This is a genomic window from Streptomyces sp. NPDC059861, assembly GCF_042731435.1.
Taxonomy (GTDB): domain Bacteria; phylum Actinomycetota; class Actinomycetes; order Streptomycetales; family Streptomycetaceae; genus Streptomyces.
This window is the reverse complement of sequence record NZ_JBHWJQ010000023.1, coordinates 3,539-23,572: the sequence shown is the minus strand read 5'-3', so window position 1 is coordinate 23,572 and position 20,034 is coordinate 3,539. Positions and strand designations below refer to the sequence as shown.

At 73.2% G+C, this 20,034-nt stretch carries 18 protein-coding genes and 5 tRNA genes; 15 read left to right on the top strand and 8 right to left on the bottom strand.

Annotation, left to right across the window (positions count from 1 at the left end; translation table 11 throughout):
* Positions 1–40: 40 nt before the first annotated feature.
* From ACFV6X_RS20915 to ACFV6X_RS20890, 6 genes are all read left to right on the top strand, one after another.
* On the top strand, positions 41–868 hold the full coding sequence (locus tag ACFV6X_RS20915; protein ID WP_385385575.1) for a MetQ/NlpA family ABC transporter substrate-binding protein: 828 nt from the start codon (positions 41–43) through the stop codon (positions 866–868).
* Between the two features lie 137 nt (positions 869–1,005).
* Complete coding sequence (locus tag ACFV6X_RS20910) at positions 1,006–1,644, top strand: GNAT family N-acetyltransferase (protein ID WP_385385573.1); 639 nt, start codon at positions 1,006–1,008, stop codon at positions 1,642–1,644.
* Between the two features lie 115 nt (positions 1,645–1,759).
* Positions 1,760–2,971, top strand: a complete 1,212-nt coding sequence (gene cbiE / locus ACFV6X_RS20905) for a precorrin-6y C5,15-methyltransferase (decarboxylating) subunit CbiE (protein WP_385385571.1) — start codon at positions 1,760–1,762, stop codon at positions 2,969–2,971.
* A gap of 346 nt (positions 2,972–3,317) precedes the next feature.
* On the top strand, positions 3,318–7,094 hold the full coding sequence (gene cobT, locus ACFV6X_RS20900; protein WP_385385569.1) for a nicotinate-nucleotide--dimethylbenzimidazole phosphoribosyltransferase: 3,777 nt from the start codon (positions 3,318–3,320) through the stop codon (positions 7,092–7,094).
* A gap of 146 nt (positions 7,095–7,240) precedes the next feature.
* Positions 7,241–8,482 carry a uroporphyrinogen-III C-methyltransferase gene (cobA, locus tag ACFV6X_RS20895; protein WP_385385567.1) on the top strand — a complete coding sequence of 414 codons (1,242 nt, stop codon included), beginning with the start codon at positions 7,241–7,243 and terminating at the stop codon, positions 8,480–8,482.
* Positions 8,483–8,536: 54 nt separating this feature from the next.
* Positions 8,537–9,355 (top strand): TrmH family RNA methyltransferase, encoded by an 819-nt coding sequence (locus ACFV6X_RS20890; RefSeq protein ID WP_385385566.1) that lies wholly within the window; start codon positions 8,537–8,539, stop codon positions 9,353–9,355.
* A 106-nt stretch (positions 9,356–9,461) separates the two neighbouring features.
* Here ACFV6X_RS20890 and ACFV6X_RS20885 read toward each other — a convergent pair whose 3' ends face one another.
* Positions 9,462–10,886, bottom strand: coding sequence for a protein kinase (locus ACFV6X_RS20885; protein ID WP_385385721.1), 1,425 nt, complete (start codon positions 10,884–10,886; stop codon positions 9,462–9,464).
* A gap of 196 nt (positions 10,887–11,082) precedes the next feature.
* On the opposite strand from ACFV6X_RS20885, the gene ACFV6X_RS20880 reads away from it, so the two are divergent.
* The 4 genes from ACFV6X_RS20880 to ACFV6X_RS20865 all read left to right on the top strand — a co-directional run bounded on the left by ACFV6X_RS20880 (position 11,083) and on the right by ACFV6X_RS20865 (position 13,842).
* Complete coding sequence (locus ACFV6X_RS20880; protein ID WP_385385564.1) at positions 11,083–11,358, top strand: hypothetical protein; 276 nt, start codon at positions 11,083–11,085, stop codon at positions 11,356–11,358.
* A 196-nt stretch (positions 11,359–11,554) separates the two neighbouring features.
* Positions 11,555–11,761, top strand: a complete 207-nt coding sequence (locus ACFV6X_RS20875; protein ID WP_189699657.1) for a hypothetical protein — start codon at positions 11,555–11,557, stop codon at positions 11,759–11,761.
* 777 nt (positions 11,762–12,538) lie between these two features.
* On the top strand, positions 12,539–13,474 hold the full coding sequence (locus ACFV6X_RS20870) for a phosphotransferase family protein (protein ID WP_385385562.1): 936 nt from the start codon (positions 12,539–12,541) through the stop codon (positions 13,472–13,474).
* Positions 13,475–13,554: 80 nt separating this feature from the next.
* Entirely contained in the window at positions 13,555–13,842 is a 288-nt protein-coding gene (locus ACFV6X_RS20865; RefSeq protein WP_385385560.1) for a zf-TFIIB domain-containing protein, read from the top strand.
* Positions 13,843–13,900: 58 nt separating this feature from the next.
* Here ACFV6X_RS20865 and ACFV6X_RS20860 read toward each other — a convergent pair.
* From ACFV6X_RS20860 to ACFV6X_RS20840, 5 genes are all read right to left on the bottom strand, one after another.
* Positions 13,901–13,972 (bottom strand) — tRNA-Val (locus tag ACFV6X_RS20860).
* 46 nt (positions 13,973–14,018) lie between these two features.
* Positions 14,019–14,090, bottom strand: a tRNA-Val gene (locus ACFV6X_RS20855).
* A gap of 26 nt (positions 14,091–14,116) precedes the next feature.
* Positions 14,117–14,188, bottom strand: a tRNA-Val gene (locus tag ACFV6X_RS20850).
* A gap of 1 nt (position 14,189) precedes the next feature.
* Positions 14,190–14,263, bottom strand: a tRNA-Cys gene (locus ACFV6X_RS20845).
* Positions 14,264–14,301: 38 nt separating this feature from the next.
* Positions 14,302–14,374, bottom strand: a tRNA-Gly gene (locus ACFV6X_RS20840).
* Positions 14,375–14,552: 178 nt separating this feature from the next.
* On the opposite strand from ACFV6X_RS20840, the gene ACFV6X_RS20835 reads away from it, so the two are divergent.
* From ACFV6X_RS20835 to ACFV6X_RS20825, 3 genes are all read left to right on the top strand, one after another.
* Positions 14,553–15,593 carry a chorismate-binding protein gene (locus ACFV6X_RS20835; protein WP_365448964.1) on the top strand — a complete coding sequence of 347 codons (1,041 nt, stop codon included), beginning with the start codon at positions 14,553–14,555 and terminating at the stop codon, positions 15,591–15,593.
* Positions 15,594–15,675: 82 nt separating this feature from the next.
* Positions 15,676–16,497 carry an aminotransferase class IV gene (locus ACFV6X_RS20830; RefSeq protein WP_385385558.1) on the top strand — a complete coding sequence of 274 codons (822 nt, stop codon included), beginning with the start codon at positions 15,676–15,678 and terminating at the stop codon, positions 16,495–16,497.
* Between the two features lie 53 nt (positions 16,498–16,550).
* Positions 16,551–17,375, top strand: a complete 825-nt coding sequence (locus ACFV6X_RS20825) for a GNAT family N-acetyltransferase (RefSeq protein ID WP_385385556.1) — start codon at positions 16,551–16,553, stop codon at positions 17,373–17,375.
* Between the two features lie 12 nt (positions 17,376–17,387).
* Here ACFV6X_RS20825 and ACFV6X_RS20820 read toward each other — a convergent pair whose 3' ends face one another.
* Positions 17,388–17,906, bottom strand: coding sequence for a DsbA family protein (locus ACFV6X_RS20820; RefSeq protein WP_385385554.1), 519 nt, complete (start codon positions 17,904–17,906; stop codon positions 17,388–17,390).
* 273 nt (positions 17,907–18,179) lie between these two features.
* On the opposite strand from ACFV6X_RS20820, the gene ACFV6X_RS20815 reads away from it, so the two are divergent.
* A complete protein-coding gene (locus ACFV6X_RS20815; RefSeq protein ID WP_385385552.1) occupies positions 18,180–18,626 on the top strand; it encodes a hypothetical protein in 447 nt (148 codons plus the stop codon).
* A gap of 161 nt (positions 18,627–18,787) precedes the next feature.
* Complete coding sequence (locus tag ACFV6X_RS20810; RefSeq protein ID WP_189699665.1) at positions 18,788–18,940, top strand: hypothetical protein; 153 nt, start codon at positions 18,788–18,790, stop codon at positions 18,938–18,940.
* A 96-nt stretch (positions 18,941–19,036) separates the two neighbouring features.
* Here ACFV6X_RS20810 and ACFV6X_RS20805 read toward each other — a convergent pair whose 3' ends face one another.
* Positions 19,037–19,597 (bottom strand): CGNR zinc finger domain-containing protein, encoded by a 561-nt coding sequence (locus ACFV6X_RS20805; RefSeq protein ID WP_385385550.1) that lies wholly within the window; start codon positions 19,595–19,597, stop codon positions 19,037–19,039.
* Positions 19,598–20,034 lie beyond the last annotated feature (437 nt).

The following is a 20,034-nucleotide window of genomic DNA, read 5'->3' as shown; positions in this document are numbered from 1 at the left end:
CACCGCGGGGTCGCACCACCCTTAAGGAAAGGCACTTTTCGTGCGTAACACCGCCAAGATCACCGCCGCCGCCCTCGCCGCCGGAGCCCTCACCTTCGGGCTCACCGCCTGCGGCTCGGGCCAGGACGCCGCCTCCGACACCTCAGGACCGCTGGTCGTCGCCGCGACGCCCGTCCCGCACGCGCAGGTCCTCGACTACGTCAAGGACAACCTGGCCGAGAAGGCGGGCCTGGACCTCGACGTCAAGGAGTTCACCGACTACGTCACGCCGAACACGGCGACGGAGGACGGCTCGGTGGGCGCCAACTACTTCCAGACCGAGCCCTACCTCGAGGACTTCAACAAGAAGAACGGCACCCACCTGGTGTCCGTCGCCTCCGTGCACCTCGAGCCGCTCGGCCTGTACTCCGAGAAGACCGACAAGGTCGGCGGCCTGAAGAACGGCGCGACCGTCGCCGTCCCCAACGACACCGTCACCGAGGCGCGCGCCCTCCAGCTGCTCGCCGCCAACGGACTGCTCACCCTCAAGGACGGCGTCGGCACCTCGGCCACCACCGCCGACATCACCGAGAACCCGAAGAACCTCAAGTTCAAGGAGCTGGAGGCGGCCCTGACGCCCCGCGCCCTGAAGGACGTCGACGCGGCCGTGATCAACGGCAACTACGCCTTGGAGGCGGACCTCGAGCCGGCCAAGGACGCGCTCGTCCTGGAGTCCCCCGACAACAACCCGAACGTCAACCTCCTCGTCGTCAAGGAGGGCAACGAGGACGACCCGCGCGTGAAGAAGCTCGCGAAGCTCCTCACCTCCCCCGAGGTCAAGAAGTTCATCGAGAAGGAGTACGCCGGCTCGGTCATCGCCTCCTTCTGAGCCACGTCGCCCTTCGTGCGCACCCGGGGTTCACTCCCTCACACGGAGTGGACCCCGGGTGTGTGGTTGAGTGCTTTCATGCTGCATGCTGGGCAGTTCAGCAGTCCCTGACGGTTCGAAGGTTACGGAGCGACGTCATGACGAGCACCTTCCCCAGCATCTCCATCAGCACGGAGCGGTTGGTGCTGCGTCCGCTCGACGAGGACGACGTGCCCGCCCTCGCCGAGATGATGAACGACGAGCAGGTCGTCGCCTGGACCGACGTGCGGCTGCCCTTCACGGAGGACAGCGCGCACGCCTGGATCACCGAACAGGCACCCACCGAGCGCGCCCGGGGACGCGGCGTCGCCCTCGCCGTCACCGAGTTCCTCACCCAGCGCCTGGTCGGCGTGATCCAGCTGACGCGCACCAACTGGCACGTACGCTCCACCGAGCTGTCGTACGTCGTCGCGCCCTGGGCCCGCGGCGAGGGCTACGCCTGCGAGGCCGCGCTCGCCACCGCCCAGTGGCTGTTCCACGACCAGAAGTTCGAACGCATCGAGCTGCGCACCGCGGCCGACAACACCGCCTCCCAGCAGGTCGCCCAGAAGATCGGCTGCATCAGCGAGGGCGTCCTGCGCGGCGCCTGCATAGCGCGCACCCGCACCGACGACGGCCATTGGACCGAGGTGCGCACCGACTACATCGTGTGGAGCCTGCTGCCCGAGGACCTGGAGGGCGCGGGCGAGCAGCTGGCGGACACCGGCGGATTCACGTCGTACTCGGACTGGAACTGAGCGCAGCGGGGAAGGCGCCCGAGCGCGCCCGCACGGCACCAGGTACTCTCACGGAGCCCGCCCGCCCGCGGGCTGCCTCCGACGACCTGCGCAAACCCCCAGGAGACTGACGACGATGGCCGACCGGGTCACGGTGATCGGCTGGGACGGCTCTCCACTGACCGCCGCGGCACGCGGCGCCCTGGGCGCCGCCACCCTCGTGGCCGGTGCCGGACACCACCTGGTACTGCCCGAGGTACCGCCCGGCGCCGAACGCATCCGGCTCGGCAGCGTCGCCCTCGCCGCCCGCCGGATCGCCGCCCATCGCGGCACCGCCGTGGTGTTCGCCGACGGCGACCCCGGCTTCTTCGGAGTCGTCCGCACCCTGCGCGCCCCCGAGTTCGGCCTGGAGGTCGAGGTCGTCCCCGCCGTCTCCTCCGTGGCCGCCGCCTTCGCGCGCGCGGGCATGCCCTGGGACGACGCCCAGGTGGTCGTCGCACACCCCCGCACCCTGCGGCGCGCGGTGAACGTATGCCGCGCCCACACCAAGGTCGCGGTCCTCACCTCACCCGGCGCCGGCCCCGCCGAACTCGGTCTGCTCCTCGACGGCATCCACCGCACGTTCGTCATCTGTGAGGAACTGGGCACCGCCCGCGAGCAGGTCACCGTCGTCACCTCCGACAAGGCCGCCGACCACACCTGGCGCGACCCGAACGTCGTCATCGTCATCGGCGGTCCCGCCGCGGCGCAGGAGGGCGGCGGCTGGATCGCCGGCCGCGACACCGGCGCGGGTGCCCGCGGCTGGACCCTGCCGCCCGAGGCGTACGACGGTGCTCTGGGCGAGGGCGAGACCGAACCGCTGCGCGCGGCCCAACTCGCCCGGCTCGGACCCCGTGTCGGCGACCTCGTGTGGGACATCGGATGCGGCAGCGGCGCCTTCGCCACCGAGGCCGCCCGGGCCGGCGCCGCCGTCATCGCCGTCGACCGGGACCACGGCGCCTGCGCCCGCACCGACGCCGCCGCGCGCCGCTTCGCGGTCCAGCTCCAGATCGTCCACGGCACCGCCCCGCACGTCCTCGAGAACCTGCCCGAACCCGACGTCGTGCGGGTGGGCGGCGGGGGAGCGGCCGTGGTGTCCGCGGTCGCCGACCGGCGCCCGCAGCGCATCGTCACCCACGCCGCCACCCGCGACGCGGCCGAACTCGTCGGCCGTGCCCTCTCCGAGCACGGCTACGAGGTCGAGTGCGCCCTGCTGCAGTCCGTGGAACTCGACACGCGGTCCTGGACGGAGAAGGAGCGGAGCGTCGCGTTCCTGCTCGCCGGGGTACTGCCCGATCGCGCCCCGTGATCCGCTTGTCGTACCGCGCGCGGTAGGCTGGCCGATCGTTGTACCGCACTCGGACGCCCGGCGCTTCGTCGGTCAATGTCCGGAAAACATGCTCGTTTTGGGGTGGGTGTGGTACGGCAAGACCCGAGGACGCGCAACGTGGCGCAGTCCACAGCGGGCCGTCGCGAATGAAGCTGACGCGACGGCGGAACGGCCGCGACAATGCCACTGAATGGCTTTGTCGCCTTTTCCGGCGGGTCGTTCGTGCCGCTGGGCACGCGCGCTCGTTCTTCACGGCGGGGCGGTCGGTGCGCCGTTCCGGGTGAGCTGGACGTAGGAGCATCAACCGATGGGCGAGGGGTTACGCATGACCGACACCGGCCAGGTCCCGGGCGAGGGGCTGCCGGAGAACGCAGGCCTGGCGGAACAGCCGGGCGTCTCCGTTCCCGGCGCGTACACCTACGTCTCCGAGGCGTCCGCCGAGGAGGAGGACCTGCTGCTCCCCGGCGCGCAGGGGGCTTGGGGCAACGAGGTCGCCCCGCCGCCGCCCGAGCCGGTCGTCGAGGCCCTCCACGAACCCGGCGCGCACGAGATGTCCGGCCGTGACAGCGGCTCGGTCGACCTGACCGGAGTCCGCCTGCCGGGCCCGACGCCGGCCTCGCCGTCGCCCGCGCCCGCCGCCGCGCCGCGCCGCCCGCTGCACCTGGGCCCGCCGATTCCCGACGCCTCCGCGAGCCCGGTCCGCTCCCTCGCCGACCGCGGCCCCGCGGGCGCGCCCGTACGGCAGGTGGGGCCGCCCACCACCGGGCCCGAGTACCTCGACGTCCCGCAGGTGCGGGAGATGCCGCAGCAGGGTGCGGTGCCGCAGGCTTCCGCGCCGTGGGGCGGCCCCCGGACTGCCGCGCCGCAGCCGACCGGGGCGCAGACGCCGGTGGGCGCGGAGGTGACGCCTGCGGAAACGGTTGTTCCGGTTGCTGTCCCGGCGGGGCAGGTGTACGAGCGCGCACACGCCCAGGTCCAGGGTGAGGCGGCCGCGCAGGCTCAGGACCAGGCCGAGGTGTACGCGCAGTCCATGGCGCAGGGTGAGGCGCACGCGCAGTCGATGGAGCAGGGCCCCGCGCAGGGCGACGCGCACGCGCAGCCGGCGGCGCAGGCTCACGAGCACGCCGAGGCGCACTCGCAGTCGATGGCGCAGGTCCATGCGCAGGGTGAGGCCCACGCGCAGGCCGAGGTGCCCGTACCTGTCCAGGCGGCGTCGGAGCCGGTGGGTGCGGCGCAGGCCGCGATGGCGCGGATCGCTGCGGAGGCCGGAGCCTCCGGGACATCCGGGTACGGCGACGCCCACGCCGCCGAGGCGGAGGCCGCAGTCGATCCGGCGTTCGGCCCCGAGGCGGACGCCGAAGCGTCGGTTCCCGCGGGGCAGGGCGCCGCGGACGCGCAGCCGTTCGTCCCCGACGCCGGTGAGGCTCCGAGCGCCCCGGTCGTCGCGGAGGAGGCGACGCCGATCGCCGAGCCCGGGTCCGCCCCAGAGCCGGAGCAACTTCCCGCAGCCCCGGAGGGAGCGCCCGCCGACGGCGCCGAGGAAGCCCAGGCCGCCACGCCCGCACTCGCCCCCGAATCCGTGTTGCCGCCGGACCACGACATGGCGCAGGCCCAGGACGCGGGCGCGGCCGAGCCCGCGCTCGCCCCCGAGGCGGCCCCCCTCGCGCCCGAACCCGCCCAGGCCCCGGAGCCCCAGGACGTCGCCGAGCCGCTCACACCGGCCGCCGCCGCCGAATCCGCGCCGCAGCCCGAGCAGTCCGTCGCCGCGGGCGGGGCGGCCGAGGCACAGGCCGTGGCTCCGGTCGTGGCCCCGGTCATGGACGAACTCCCCCTGCGGCCCGTCCCGCACGCCGAGGACGCGACAGCCGAGGCGGACCCCGGCGCGCCCGTCGAGCAGCCGCAGGACAGCGCGCCCGACGCCGTCCCGGCGCCGCAGCCCGACCAGTCGCTCGGCCGGTTCGTGCCGGTGGAGGGCACCGTGCCGACCACCCCGCATCTCGCGCCCACCCCTCCGCACCCCATCGTCCTCCCCGCCCAGGAGCAGGCGCCCGAGTTCTCGGCGCAGCCGGAAGCCGTGGCCATGGTCCCCGGCCCCCGCGAGGCCGACCCCGCGTCGGCCCCCGAACCCGTGCAACTGGTGCAGAACGCGGACGACCTGGACACCCGGGCCGCCGACCAGGAGGACCAGCGGGATCTGCTCGACCAGCAGGACCTGCTGAACCGGCAAGAGCTGCTGAATCAGCAGAACCAGCAGAACCAGCTCGACCAGCAGCACCCGCAGGGCCCCCAAGCCCCGCAGGACCAGCAAGCCCCGCACGACCCGCAAGAAATGAGCACGGCCCCCGTGGCAGAAGCACAGCAGTCCACCGGCCCCGCCGCGCCCGCCTACGACGACGCCGAGCGCGAGGCCGTACTGAAGGTCATGCGCGAACGGCGTGACATCCGCAACGGCTTCCGCAGCGACCCCATCCCGCACGAGGTGCTGTTGCGCGTCCTGGAGGCCGCCCACACCGCGCCCTCGGTCGGGCACTCGCAGCCCTGGGACTTCGTCGTCATCAGGTCCGCCGACACCCGGCGCACGATGCACGAACTGGCCATGCGCCAGCGCGAGGCCTACGCCAAGTCCCTCCCGAAGGGCCGGGCGAAGCAGTTCAAGGAACTGAAGATCGAGGCCATCCTCGACACCCCGGTGAACATCGTCGTCACCGCGGACCCGACCCGCGGCGGCCGGCACACCCTCGGCCGGCACACCCAGCCGCAGATGGCCCCGTACTCCTCGGCGCTCGCGGTCGAGAACCTCTGGCTCGCGGCCCGCGCGGAGGGCCTCGGTGTCGGCTGGGTCAGCTTCTTCGACGAGCGCGAGATGGTCCGCACGCTGGGCCTGCCCGAGCATCTGGAGGTCGTGGCCTACCTGTGCGTCGGGTACGTCGACGAGTTCCCGGAGGAGCCCGAGCTGATGCAGGCGGGCTGGTCCAAGCGCCGCCCGCTGTCCTGGGTCGTCCACGAGGAGACGTACGGCCGCCGCGCCCTGCCCGGCGAGGAGCCGCACGACCTGCTGGCCGAGACCGTCGCCCAGATCCGGCCGCTGGACGCGAAGGCGCTCGGCGAGGCGTGGGAGCGGCAGAAGCGGATGACCAAGCCGGCCGGCGCACTCGGCATGCTGGAGATCATCTCCGCCCAGCTGTCCGGCCTGTCCCGGCAGTGCCCGCCGCCCATCCCGGAGCCCGCGGCCGTCGCGATCTTCGCGGGCGACCACGGCGTGCACGCCCAGGGCGTCACCCCCTGGCCGCAGGAGGTCACCGCCCAGATGGTGGCCAACTTCCTCGGCGGGGGAGCGGTCTGCAACGCCTTCGCGAGCCAGGTCGGCGCCGAGGTCTGCATCGTCGACGTGGGTGTCGCCGCGGAGCTACCGTCCACCCCGGGCCTGCTGCCGCGCAAGATCCGCCCAGGCACCGGCGACCTGACCACCGGCCCCGCGATGACCCGCGAGGAGGCCAGGCAGGCCATCGAGGTCGGCATCGAGACGGCCCGCGACCTGGTGGCGGCGGGCAACAAGGCGCTGCTCACCGGTGAGATGGGCATCGCCAACACCACCGCGTCCGCCGCCCTGATCTCGGTCTTCACGGGTGCGGACCCGGCGGAGGTCACCGGCCGGGGCACCGGCATCAACGACGAGACCCTCGCCCGCAAGACCGAGGTCGTGCGCCGTGCCCTCGAGCTCCACCAGCCCGACCCGGCCGACCCCATCGGCGTCCTCGCCGCGATCGGCGGCCTCGAACACGCCGCCATCGTCGGCCTCCTCCTCGGCGGGGCGTCCCTGCGGACGCCGGTGATCCTGGACGGCGTCAGCGCCGGGGCGGCCGCCCTGGTCGCCCGCGCCATCGCCCCCGAGGTCCTCGCGGCCTGCATCGCGGGACACCGCAGCGCGGAGCCCGGACACGTGGCCGCCCTGAACAAGCTGGGCCTGCGCCCCCTGGTCGACCTCGACCTCCGGCTCGGCGAGGGCACGGGCGCGCTGCTGGCGCTGCCGCTGGTCCAGAGCACGGCCAGGGCGATGCACGAGGTGGCGACGTTCGACTCGGCGGGAGTGACCGAGAAGTAGGCACCCCGGGCCGGGCGAGCCGGGTGGGCGCTCCGTAGCACCCACCCGGCCCCGGCCGTACGCTGAACGCATTCTAAAATCCGCACGTCAGGGCTGCTCCGGAGCCGTAGCGCCCATCGCACGCCCGCACGAGGAGCCGCACCCTCATGGCCGAACACCCCGCCTACCCCGTAGGCCTCCGCCTCACCGGCCGCCGTGTGGTCGTCCTCGGCGGCGGCCAGGTCGCCCAGCGCCGCCTGCCCGCCCTGATCGCGGCCGGCGCGGACGTCCTCCTCGTCTCCCCGCAGGCCACGCCCTCGGTGGAGGCCATGGCGGACGCGGGCGAGATCACCTGGGAGCGGCGGCCCTACGCCGAGGGGGACCTCGTCGGCGCCTGGTACGCCCTGATCGCCACCAGTGACCCCGAGGCGAACACCCGCGCCTCGGCGGAGGCCGAGCACCACCGCGTCTGGTGCGTCCGCTCCGACGACGCCGAAGCGGCCACCGCCTGGACCCCGGCCACCGGCCACAGCGAGGGCGTCACCGTCGCGATCCTCACCACGGACACCAAGTCCCGCGACCCCCGCCACACCGCCGCCGTCCGCGACGCGGTCGTGGAGGGCCTGCGCGACGGCACCCTGGTCGCCCCGCACCACCGCACCCGCACCGCCGGCGTCGCCCTGGTCGGCGGCGGTCCCGGCGACCCGGACCTGATCACCGTGCGCGGCCGCCGCCTGCTCGCCGAGGCCGACGTCGTCATCGCCGACCGCCTCGGCCCCCGCGACCTCCTCGCCGAACTGCCCCCGCACGTCGAGGTGATCGACGCGGCGAAGATCCCGTACGGCCGTTACATGGCCCAGGAGGCCATCAACAACGCCCTGATCGAGCACGCCAAGCAGGGCAAGTCCGTCGTACGCCTCAAGGGCGGCGACCCCTTCGTCTTCGGCCGTGGCATGGAGGAGGCCCAGGCCCTCGCCCAGGCCGGCATCCCGTGCACGGTCGTCCCCGGCATCTCCAGCTCCATCTCGGTCCCGGGCGCGGCCGGCATCCCGGTCACCCACCGGGGGGTCGCGCACGAGTTCACCGTGGTCAGCGGTCATGTCGCCCCCGACGACGAGCGCTCCCTCGTCGACTGGCCGTCCCTCGCCAAGCTCACCGGCACGCTGGTGGTCCTCATGGGCGTCGACAAGATCGGCAGGATCGCGGAGACCCTCGTCGCGCACGGCAAGCCGGCCGAGACGCCCGTCGCCCTCGTCCAGGAAGGCACGACCGCCGCCCAGCGCCGCGTCGACGCGACGTTGGCGACCGTCGCCGAGACCGTGCGCGAGCAGGAGGTCAGGCCGCCGGCCGTGATCGTCGTCGGCGAGGTCGTCGGCGTCGGCCCCCAGACCCCGCGTAACCCCGGGTAACACAACCCGTCCCGAGCCGTTGGCACCGTACGTACGACAAGGCAGTATCACCCTGTGGCCGATCTCATCACCGTCGAGGACCCCGACGACCCGCGCCTGCGCGACTACACGGGCCTGACCGACGTCGAACTGCGCCGCAAGCGCGAACCCGCGGAAGGCCTCTTCATCGCCGAGGGCGAGAAGGTCATCCGCCGCGCCAAGGACGCGGGCTACGAGATGCGGTCGATGCTGCTGTCCGCCAAGTGGGTCGACGTCATGCGCGACGTCATCGACGAACTCCCCGCCCCTGTCTACGCGGTCAGCCCGGAACTCGCCGAACGCGTCACCGGCTACCACGTGCACCGCGGCGCCCTCGCCTCCATGCAGCGCAAGCCCCTGCCCACGGCCGCCGAACTCCTCCGGTCCGCCCGCCGGGTCGTCATCATGGAGTCGGTCAACGACCACACCAACATCGGCGCCATCTTCCGCTCGGCCGCCGCGCTCGGCATGGACGCGGTCCTGCTGTCACCGGACTGCGCCGACCCCCTGTACCGCCGCAGCGTCAAGGTCTCCATGGGCGCCGTCTTCTCCGTGCCGTACGCCCGGCTGGACAGCTGGCCCAAAGGCCTGGAGTCGGTCCGCGAGGCCGGCTTCGCGCTGCTCGCGCTGACCCCCGACGAGAAGGCCAGGGCGCTCGACGAGGCCGCCCCGCACCGGATGGACCGCGTCGCCCTCATGCTGGGCGCGGAGGGCGACGGCCTGTCGACCCAGGCCCTGGTCGCGGCCGACGAGTGGGTCCGCATCCCCATGTCCCACGGCGTCGACTCCCTCAACGTGGGCGCGGCGGCCGCGGTCGCGTTCTACGCGGTCGCCACGGGCCGCCCCTCGCCGTAGCGGGGCCCTCCGGGGCGGCAGGCTTACGGGACTCGCGGCGGGCCTGCAGGATTCGCGGCGGGCCCACGTGCGATTCGCGGCAGGCCTACGGTGACTCGCAGCAGGCTTACGGGGACTGCTCGAACGTCGATGCGTGGTGCTCGGCGAGCAACGTCCCGTTGTCCAGCGGCCGGTGGCCGGACTGTACCTGCTCCTGCCGCTCGCCCGTGCCGCCCCGCTCGTCGCCGAGCCCACGCGTCGATGCCTGACAGCCCTGCACGACACCGATGCCGAGCGCCACGAGCAGCGTGACGACCACGAAGACGAACAGCCGCTGCCGCAGCAGCCGCGGATTGGCCGGCCGCCGCCCGGTCCCGGTGGGCCGCGACGCCGGACGACCGCCGCCGCGCGGTGCCGTACGACTGCCGCTGCCGGAGCGGGTGGTGTTGCGCGCCGGCGTGTTCCGCGAGGCGGGCGTGGGCCGCGCCCCGGACCGGGAGGCGGAACCGCCGCTCCGGGAGGAAGCACCGCCGCCCCGGGACGGCTGCGCGCCCCGCGCCGGAGCGGGACCCCGCGAGCTGCCCGCGCTCCGGGGTGCCGGAGTCACCGGCCCGCCCTGCTGCTGCCGGCGCGGCGCGCGGTCGGGGTAGGTGTCGGCGAGCCGCCCGGTGGGCCGGTCCGCCTCGCCACTGCGCGGCGCGGGCGGCCGCCCCTCGATAAGGCCCTGCGCCTCACGTGCGGCGATCTCCTTCAGCCGCAGCGACAGCTCCAGCGTGCTCGGCCGCTCCTCGGGGTCCTTCGCCAGACAGGCCCGCACCAGGGGAGCCAGCGCGTCCGGCACGCCGTGCAGCTGGGGCTCCTCGTGGACGACGCGGTAGAGCATCACCTCGGAACTGCCGTGCCCGAAGGGGGAGTCGCCGGTGGAGGCGTACGCCAGGGTGGCGCCCAGCGAGAACACGTCCGTGGCGGGCGTGACCGTGGCGCCGCGCACCTGCTCGGGCGCGAGGAAGCCGGGGGAGCCGACGGCCGTGCCGACATGGGTGAGCGTGGAGGCCCCGGTCGCCCAGGCGATGCCGAAGTCGATGATCCGGGGGCCCTTGGGGGAGAGCAGGATGTTGGACGGCTTCAGGTCCCGGTGGACGACCCCGGCCTCGTGCACCGCGACCAGCCCCTCGGACAGGGCGGCCCCGACCGCGGCGACGTCGGCGGCGCCGAGCGCCCCCTCGTCGGCGACCTTGTCGTGCAGGGAGGGACCCGGCACGTACTGCGTGGCGAACCACGGCCGCTCCGCCTCCAGGTCCGCCGCGACGAGCCGCGCGGTGCATCCGCCGCGGATCCGCCGCGCCGCGGAGACCTCACGGGCGAAGCGGGAGCGGAACTCCTGATCCTCCGCCAGATCGGGCCGGATCACCTTCAGGGCGACCCGCTGGCCCTTCTTGTCGGAGCCCAGATAGACCACGCCCATCCCGCCCGCGCCGAGGCGTCGGTGCAGCCTGAACGAGCCGACGACGCGCGGGTCCTCGCGCCTCAGGCGCATCATCGCCATGTTCATCCCCGCTGCCCGGTCCGTGTGACGTGGCACAGCTTACGTTTCCGTGGCCGCCTGCGCGCAGAGGCCGCGCCCTCCGGTCCGGACGGATTGTCAGTGCCGGGTGCGAGACTTGAGGGGTGGTCAGGGAGCGCGCCGTCGACGCGCCTTTGAGGCGTCCGCGCTTCGAACCACCCGTCGTAGAAGGGGGATTGGATGCATGAAGGGTGACCGAGTGGAGATAGTCGTGGACGCCGGGGACACGACACGTACGTACGAGGTGGTGGCGAGCAGGGCGGGCCGCCGGGTGGAGACGGCCGTACGCCGAGGTGTCGTGGAAGTGAGCGAAGTCACGCGAACCGGCGTTGTGGTCCGTACGGCGCGGTTCATGGCGAACCGGGTGCTGGCCCTGGTCGAGCAGCCGGTGCCCCGTGAGGACAGCTCGGAAAACACCGGACACACCGGGCGCCCCCTCCGGGAAGACCCCGAGACCTAGGACCTCTTCTCCACCCAGGGGAGTACGCCCCGTCCCATGGCTCATCCTCCGGGAGGCCCGCCAATCGGTACGAGGGCATGACGCCCGGCATCCGCCGCGCACCTAGATTTGAGGTCAAGCGGCGGGTGCAGCACTCGTCCCCCGAGGTCAGGCACTCGCCGCTGTCAACGACAACTGAACGGTCAGGAGAGGGACCATGGCCTACACGGCACCGCGGACACTGATCCGCGAGCAGGGACGCAGGGCGCACGCCGCGTTCCGCCCGCGCCGCACGGGCCGTCGCCACCCACTGGTGGCAACGGCCATGGCCCTTCCTCTGGCGGTCCTGCTCCTCGTCGTCTTCGACGGCTGGGAGACAGTGGCCACACAGGCGTCGTCCGTGGGCGTGATGCTGGGGCGCTGAGCGGCGACCCCAGGCCCGGAAGAGCGGTCCGGGCGGGGACATCCACCCATAACCCCGTGGGGACGGGGGTGCGGCGGACGGCAAAATGCCGGCGCAGCTGGGGAGCTGCGCCGGCATTGCTTTTGCCTCCGGCGGCATTCACGGAGTGAGGTCACCTCGCCCGGCACAAGCCCGGCCCCCACTCCACGCGCAGCCCTGCCGCCCACCACAGGGCCGTTGCGGCGATGGCCACTTCGTCTGCCGAGCCGGCGTCCATCCGTCACCGTCCCGGCGGTGCTCAGGCGTCGCACGGCCGGCGGCCCCCACACCTCACTGCCGGCCCGCTTCACGCGTCACCACCCCGCCCACCTCACACGCCGCCAGGCCGGCCTCCCCAACATCTCGCCGAACCGACCCCCTCCGGGAACGCCCGACAGCAACCTCGGGCAGCAATCTCTGCCAACCCCACCGGCAACCTCGGGCGCCTCACCGGCAACCTCGGGCGCCTCACCGGCAACCCCCGGCAACCTGCGGCGCCCCACCCGCAACCCTGACGTCCCAGCGGCAACTCCCGGCAGCCTGAGCCCCACCGGTACCTCCTGGCAACCTTCGGGGCCCCACCGGCAGCCCCCGGCAGCCTGCGGCGCCCCACCGGCAACCTGCGGCGCCCCCCGGCAGCCCCCGGCAACCTCCGGCGCCCCACCAGCAACCTCCCGCACTCCCGGGCACCCCCGGCACAACCCCCTACCCCCGCCGACGTACCCTCCCAGCACCCGCCCCGCTCCGAGGAAAGTTTCTGTGACCCCACCCCTCGCCTCCGACCTGGCCGCCCGCGCCAGGGCAGCGGCCCACCCGCACGCCGACGCCTGCGCCTGCGGAGCGGTGGTCACCCTCGCCGACCGTGCCGACGCCACGGTCGTCCGGCACGCCGGCACCGTCGCCAAGGCGCACGCCCCGGACACCGACCCCGCCGAACTCACCGCCCGCCTCACAACGGCCGCCCGGACACCCGGCGTACTGCTCGCCCCCCTCGCCCCGACGCCGGTCGCCCTGCACGGCAGGCCGGTGACCTTCTGGCCCTACGGCAGCCCGGTCGACCCCGACGCCCCGGACGCCGCCCCGTGGGAGGCCGCCGCCGCCCTCCTCGCCCGTCTCCACCGCACCCCGCCTCCCGTCCCGCTCCCTCCCATGCGCGGCCCCGTGAAGGCCGCCCGGGCGATCGCCGGGCTCCGGGCCGCGGCACGGAACTCCGCCTCCCACGCCGTACTCCGGGCCTGGGCCACCCTCCCCGCCTGGGCGCGCGGCGAGAGCCCCCTCCCTGACACCGGCACCCTCTGCCACGGCGACCTCCACCTCGGCCAGCTCGTCCGGCATCCCGCGCCCGAGGGTCCCTGGCTGCTGATAGACGTCGACGACCTCGGGGTGGGCCCCGCGGCCTGGGACCTGGCCCGCCCTGCCGCCTGGTACGCCTGCGGACTGCTCCCGCCGGACGAGTGGACCCGCTTCCTGACCGCTTACCGGGCGTCCGGCGGCCCGGCCGTCCCCCCGGGCACAGACCCCTGGCCCGCCCTGGACGTCCCGGCCCGCGCCCTCACCGTCCAGACCGCCGCACGGGCCGTGACGAAGGCCGTCGAGGCGGAGCGGCCCCTGGACGACGTGGAGCAGTCCCTCGTCGACGCCTGTGCCCGAATGGCATCCGTCCCCGCCCAGCTGTCCCGGAACCTCGCGAAGTAGGGTGCAACCGACCGCAGCCGGACAGAGTCTGTCCTGGCGAAACACGAAGCAGGACCAACCGGCGAGGAGTTGAACCGACGATGCAGTGTCCGAAGTGCCATGCGCCCATGCACACGTACAACCGCAACGGCGTCCAGATCGAGCAGTGCTCGGGCTGCCGCGGAATCTTCCTGGACTACGGCGAGCTGGAGGCCCTGACCCGTCTGGAATCCCAGTGGTCCCAGCCGGCTCCGCCGCCCCCGCCCGCCGGACAGGCCTACCCGGCCCCGCCCGCCCCCGCCTGGGGCGCCCCGCACGGTGGGCACCACGGCGGCCACCACGGCCACCACGGCAACAAGGGCTTCGGCCGCATGCTCTTCTCCAGCTGAGCGGAGCGCACCACGACGAAGCCCCCGGCCGTGCGAGACGGCCGGGGGCTTCGGTATGTGGACGATACTGGGATTGAACCAGTGACCTCTTCCGTGTCAGGGAAGCGCTCTCCCGCTGAGCTAATCGTCCTCGGGACCATGGTCGTGACTCCGGGGAGCCGATCATGGGCACTGCGTGCGCGATACTGGGATTGAACCAGTGACCTCTTCCGTGTCAGGGAAGCGCTCTCCCGCTGAGCTAATCGCGCGGGTAGGGACCTTCGAGAAGATCCAGTGGACGATACTGGGATTGAACCAGTGACCTCTTCCGTGTCAGGGAAGCGCTCTCCCGCTGAGCTAATCGTCCTTGGAGGTGGAGACGGGATTTGAACCCGTGTAGACGGCTTTGCAGGCCGTTGCCTCGCCTCTCGGCCACTCCACCAGGAGTGTAGGGGACCGGGAAAATCCCCTCTTCCTGCGAGCGGACGACGAGGTTCGAACTCGCGACCTCAACCTTGGCAAGGTTGCGCTCTACCAACTGAGCTACGTCCGCCTGTCGTTTCGGTCGGCTCACGCGTCCCGGCGACGTGTTGAACTCTAGCGGATTCCGGGGCCAGTACAAAAACGCGTTTGTGCAGCGTGCTGCGCTGTGCCTGGTCACACGCGAGGCCGGACCGTCCGGAAGGACACGGCCGGGCCACTCGCGAGACACCCGCCATAGACTCGACAACGTGCTCGACCTCCCACCTCTCGCCCGCTTCGGCGACCGCGTCGCCGGCGGACTCCTCGACGTCACCAGCGACCCCACGGCCCTCGACTCCACCGGTTTCTGGGCCGTCGCCGCCGACTTCGAGGGCCGTCTGACCTGCGCGCGCTTCGCGGACGTGAGGGAGGAGCCGGTGCCCTCACCTGCCCCGGACGCGTGGCGCGGCCCGGCCGTCGGCGACTGGACCTCGTCCCTCGACCGCGCCTCGTACACGGCGGGAGTGCGCCGGATACGGCGGCACATCGCGGCCGGCGAGGTCTACCAGGCGAACCTCTGCCGCGTCCTGTCGGCGCCCATCGCCCGGGACGCCGACCCCGACGCCCTCACCGCGCTGCTGGCCCGCGGCAACCCGGCCCCCTATGCCGGAACGATCCGCCTGCCCGCGCACGGAGTGGAGATAGCGACCGCGTCCCCCGAACTCTTCCTGCGCCGCGCGGGGCGAGTCGTCGAGTCGGGTCCGATCAAGGGCACCGGCCGCACCGAGGCGGACCTGCTGGAGAAGGACTACGCCGAGAACGTGATGATCGTGGACCTGGTCCGCAACGACCTCGGCCGCGTCTGCGCGTCCGGCACGGTGACCGTCCCCGATCTGTGCGCGCTGGAGAAGCATCCCGGGCTGGTCCACCTCGTGTCCACCGTGCGGGGTGAACTTCGCGACGGCGCGGGCTGGCCGGAGCTGCTCGCCGCCGCCTTCCCGCCCGGCTCGGTCACCGGCGCGCCCAAGTCGAGCGCCCTGCGGATCATCGACGCGCTGGAGACCGCTCCCCGGGGACCGTACTGCGGGGGCATCGGCTGGGTCGACGCCGACCGGGGGACCGGTGAGCTGGCCGTCGGCATCCGCACCTTCTGGTTCGACCGTGCCGAGGGCCTGCTGCGTTTCGGGACCGGCGCGGGGATCACCTGGGGATCGGACCCCGAGGGTGAGTGGCGGGAGACCGAACTGAAGGCATCCCGGCTGCTCGCGGTAGCGTCGGGGGCGTACGAGGTGAGTGGAGAGGGACTGTGATCGTGCTGTGTCCGTCCGGGGGCGCCCCCCGGACGCCCGGCCGCAGCCAGGTCCCCGGCACGGAAATGTGAGGTGGGGACCAGTGAAGATCTGGCTCGACGGCGGGCTCCAGGAAGCCGAATCCGCCCGTGTCTCCGTCTTCGACCACGGGCTGACCGTGGGCGACGGCGTCTTCGAGACCATCAAGGCGGTCGACGGCGCGCCGTTCGCCCTCACCCGCCACCTCGACCGGCTGACCCGCTCGGCCCGCGGCCTGGGCCTGCCGGACCCCGATCTCGACGAGGTCCGCCGCGCCTGCGCCGCCGTGCTGGACGCCAACCCCATGCCGCTGGGCCGGCTGCGCCTCACCTACACCGGCGGCCACGGCCCGCTCGGCTCCGACCGCGGTGAGCACGGCCCGACCCTGGTCGTCGCCCTCGGCGAGACCCGGCGCCGCCCGGACTCCACCGCCGTGATCACGGTCCCCTTCACCCGCAACGAGCGTGGCGCCCTCACCGGACTGAAGACCACCTCGTACGCCGAGAACGTCGTCGCCCTGGCCCGCGCGCACGAACAGGGCGCATCCGAGGCGCTGTTCGCCAACACCGTCGGTCGGCTCTGCGAGGGCACCGGCTCGAACGTATTCGTCGTCCTCGACGGCGAGATCCACACCCCGCCGATCGCCTCCGGCTGCCTCGCGGGCATCACCCGCGCGCTCTGCGCCGAGTGGACCGGCGCGACGGAGACCGACCTGCCGCTGGACGTGCTGGAGCGGGCCGACGAGGTCTTCCTGACGTCCACCCTGCGCGACGTCCAGGCCGTCCATCGTGTCGACGGCCGCGAACTGCCGGGCGCAGCGGGCCCGGTGACGGCGAAGGCCATGCGGATCTTCGACGAGCGGGCGGGCAACGACCTCGATCCGTAGAACGCTGGGATATTCGGCGGACTCGGGGGTCAGGACCGGGTAGAACAGCCCTGATGACCACCACCCTGCGGCCGACCGAGCCGCTTCAGCGCGCGGCCGACGGGACGCGCTCCCGCCACTACCAGGTGTGCGTGAACAGCCGTCCCGTCGGCGCGGTACATCTCGGCACGTCACCCGCCTTCGGCGACTCGGTGGCGCGGATCCTCGACCTGCGCATCGAAGAACCGGACCGCCGCCGCGGACGTGGCACGGTCGCCGCCCTCGCCGCGGAGGAGGTGGCGCGCGGCTGGGGCTGCCGCCAGATCGAGGCGTCCGCCCCCGGCGGCGCCGAGGCGGCGCTGCGGCTCCTGACGGCACTCGGTTACGTCCCGCGCAACCGCGGCATGGAGAAGCATCTCGGCGACACCCCGCCCGATCTGCCCGCCGGCAGCCACGCCCGGTCCATGACGGAGGCCGACTTCGCCATCTGGCTGGAGCACGAGTCGCAACGGTACGCGCGTACCTGGATCGAGCGGGGGGTGCCGAAGGCCGAGGCGTACGCCAAGGCGCAGGGCGACCACGAGCGGCTCCTGCCGGACGGGGTGGCCACGGCGGACATGCAGTTCAGCGTCCTGGAACAGGACGGCACGCGGGTGGGCACCCTGTGGGTGGCGCTCCAGGACGACAAGGCCTACGTCTACGACGTCGAGGCCGACGCGGCACATCGAGGACGAGGGCACGGCCGTACGCTCATGCTGCTCGCCGAGCGGCAGACGATCGCGGCCGGCCGGCGCCTCCTCGGCCTCAACGTCTTCGCCGGGAACACCCCCGCCGAGCGGCTCTACGAGTCCCTCGGCTACACGACGACGCGCCACACCCTCTACAAGAACCTGCTCTGAGTGACCCGGCCGTCAGTCCTGCCCGGCGAGCAGCCGGTCCGCGATCTCCTCGACGCGCTCGCGCAGCCCCTCCTGGCTCTTGCCGCCGTCGAGCCGCCGGCCGTCGATGACGTACGTCGGCGTGCCGGTCACGCCGATCGCCTTGCCCTCGGCCTGGTCGGCGTCCACGATCAGGATGTGCCGACCGTCGATCAGCGCGGTGTCGAACTCCTCGGCGTCCAGGCCGAGTTGCCGCGCCACCTCGACCAGGAAGGTCTCCCCCTTGCGGTCCAGCTCCTCGACCCGCGCCAGCACCGCTTCGACGTAGGGCCACCCCTGCCCCTGCTCGGCGGCCTCCTCGGCGGCCTGCGCGGCGGCGAAGGAGTGCTTGTGCTTCTCCAGCGGGAAGTGCCGCAGCCGCAGTTCGAGCCGGTCGCCGTAACGGGCGCGCAGGGCGCGGAGATCGTCCAGCGCGCTGCGGCAGTCCGGGCACTGAAGTTCGCACCAGACGTCGAGGACGGGCGCCGGGCGGTCGGGGGAGGAGTCGTTCATGCCGCCAGTCTCCCAGCACCGGCGCGCCGTTCCCAATCGGCTCCCGGGCTCCCGGCCGGGCGGCTGACCTGGAACGGGCCGGTCCCGCCTCCGACGCTGCCCCGCGCCGCGCGCCCGTCCCGCCCCCGAGTCGTACGCCCCACCTGCACCTGCGGAGGAACCGACCCGGAGATGTCCCTGATGTCCGGGCGAAGCATGGCCTGGCGGGGTTCGGCGGGTGCAGGATGGAGGAGGCGACGCGCACCGCCCGCCCGAGGCTGCCTGGAGGACCGGATGATTGCCGAGACCGTGTGTTCCGCCGTCGCCGCGGCCGGCCTGGGCATCGCGGCGGTGTCGGCGTTCCGCAGGCGTTTCCTCACGGCCGCCCGTATCGCCGCCTATGCGCTGGTCCCGCTCGGCCTGGTCATGACCGGTGTCGTGGAGTGGGCCGCGGACACCGCGTTCAGCCCGGTGGCCTGGGCGGGCTTCGGTGTGCTCGGCGGTGCCTGGCTGCTGTTCCTCTCCATGCGGGCGGTGGAGCGGCGACGCGGCCGCAAGGGGCGCGCGGTGGCCGGGGCGGCCCAGCACGGCCCGGTGGCCCCGCAGGCCTCGGCGCCCTCCCTCGGCCCGGCGGCCCGCCCGGCCGCCAAGCCTCGCACCGAGCCGCAGGCCGCGCCCCGTGCGGGCGCCACGGACGACTTCAGCGACATCGAGGCCATCCTCAAGAAGCACGGCATCTGAATCCTGCCGCGACCGTCTGAAACGACCCAACGCTCCGGATGATCGGAAGCTGTCCGGCTCGCACCACAGACGTGCAGGTCATCACGGATTTCGGCGAACTCCCGCATGTTCGTGCGTCTTGATCGCGTTCTGGCCGCCACCTGCGTCATCATCGCCGCGAGATGCTGGACACGACACAGAGCGATGCCGCGCCGCCGAAGGACGAGCCGCGCGGGTGCCTCTTCGCCCTTTCCCAGCCACCGCTGATGATCTTCCTTGCGGTGATCGGGTGTCTGCTGCTCATGGCTGCGTTGCACGATCTGTTCCTGCTGTGAGCCGTACGCGCGGTCCCCGGCGCCACCCGCCGGGAACCGCGTCGGCATCGACGTCCCACCGATCGGCTCGGCGGCAGCCGTGATCCCGGGCGGGCGTCAGCCCGTCGCCTCCTTGCGGCGCGCCCGGTAGGCGGCCACATGCAGACGGTTGCCGCAGGTGCGGCTGTCGCAGTAACGCCGCGAGCGGTTGCGGGAGAGGTCGACGAAGGCGCGTCGGCAGTCGGGCGCCTCGCAGCGCCGCAGCCGCTCCTGCTCGCCCGCGACCACGAAGAAGGCCAGCGCCATCCCGCAGTCGGCGGCCAGGTGGTCGGCGACGGAGGCGCCGGGCGCGAAGTAGTGCACATGCCAGTCGTAGCCGTCGTGGTCCGTGAGACGGGGCGTGGTACCGGCGGCGGCGATCAACTCGTTGATCATCCCGGCCGCGGCCCGGCCGTCCGGGGCCGCGAAGATCCCGGCGAACCGGCCACGGATCTTGCGCACCGCCGTGAGGTCGAACTCCGAGAGCACCCCGACATCGCTGATCTCGTGGTTCTGCACGAAATCCGTGAGAGCCGCGAGGTCCGGCAGCCCGTCCGGCGTGGACTCGTCCTCCGGTGCGGTGTTCACCAGATCGACCACGGTGTCGAGCGCGCACCGGGTGTCGTGGGTGATCAGCACGTTTCGCTCCCTGGCCTGATGGTCGGGCGGGCGCCCGCCGATGCTGGCCGATGGTAGTGGCTCCTCGCCACCGCCCCACCGCCTCCGGTGACACCCGGCCCGCCCTTGCCCCTAGAACGCCGCCGGACGCGCCCCGGTTCCCCGAGAGCCCTGGAGCCCCGAATCGCGTCCCCCGCTGCCGCGCAGGCCGCGCAAAAGTCCTGACGGCTCTGGATTCCCCCCGCCCCAGCGGCTCTTCCTGCCCCACCTGCCCCAGGGGTTCCCTGCCCCACCTGCCCCAGCGGCTCTTCCTGCCTCACCTGCCCCACCGGCCTGCGGCCGTGCACCCCCATGCTCCGCAGGCCCCACCGGCCTGCGGCCGTGCACCCCCATGCTCCGCAGGCCCCACCGGCCTGCGGCCGTGCACCCCCATGCTCCGCAGGCCCCACCGGCCTGCG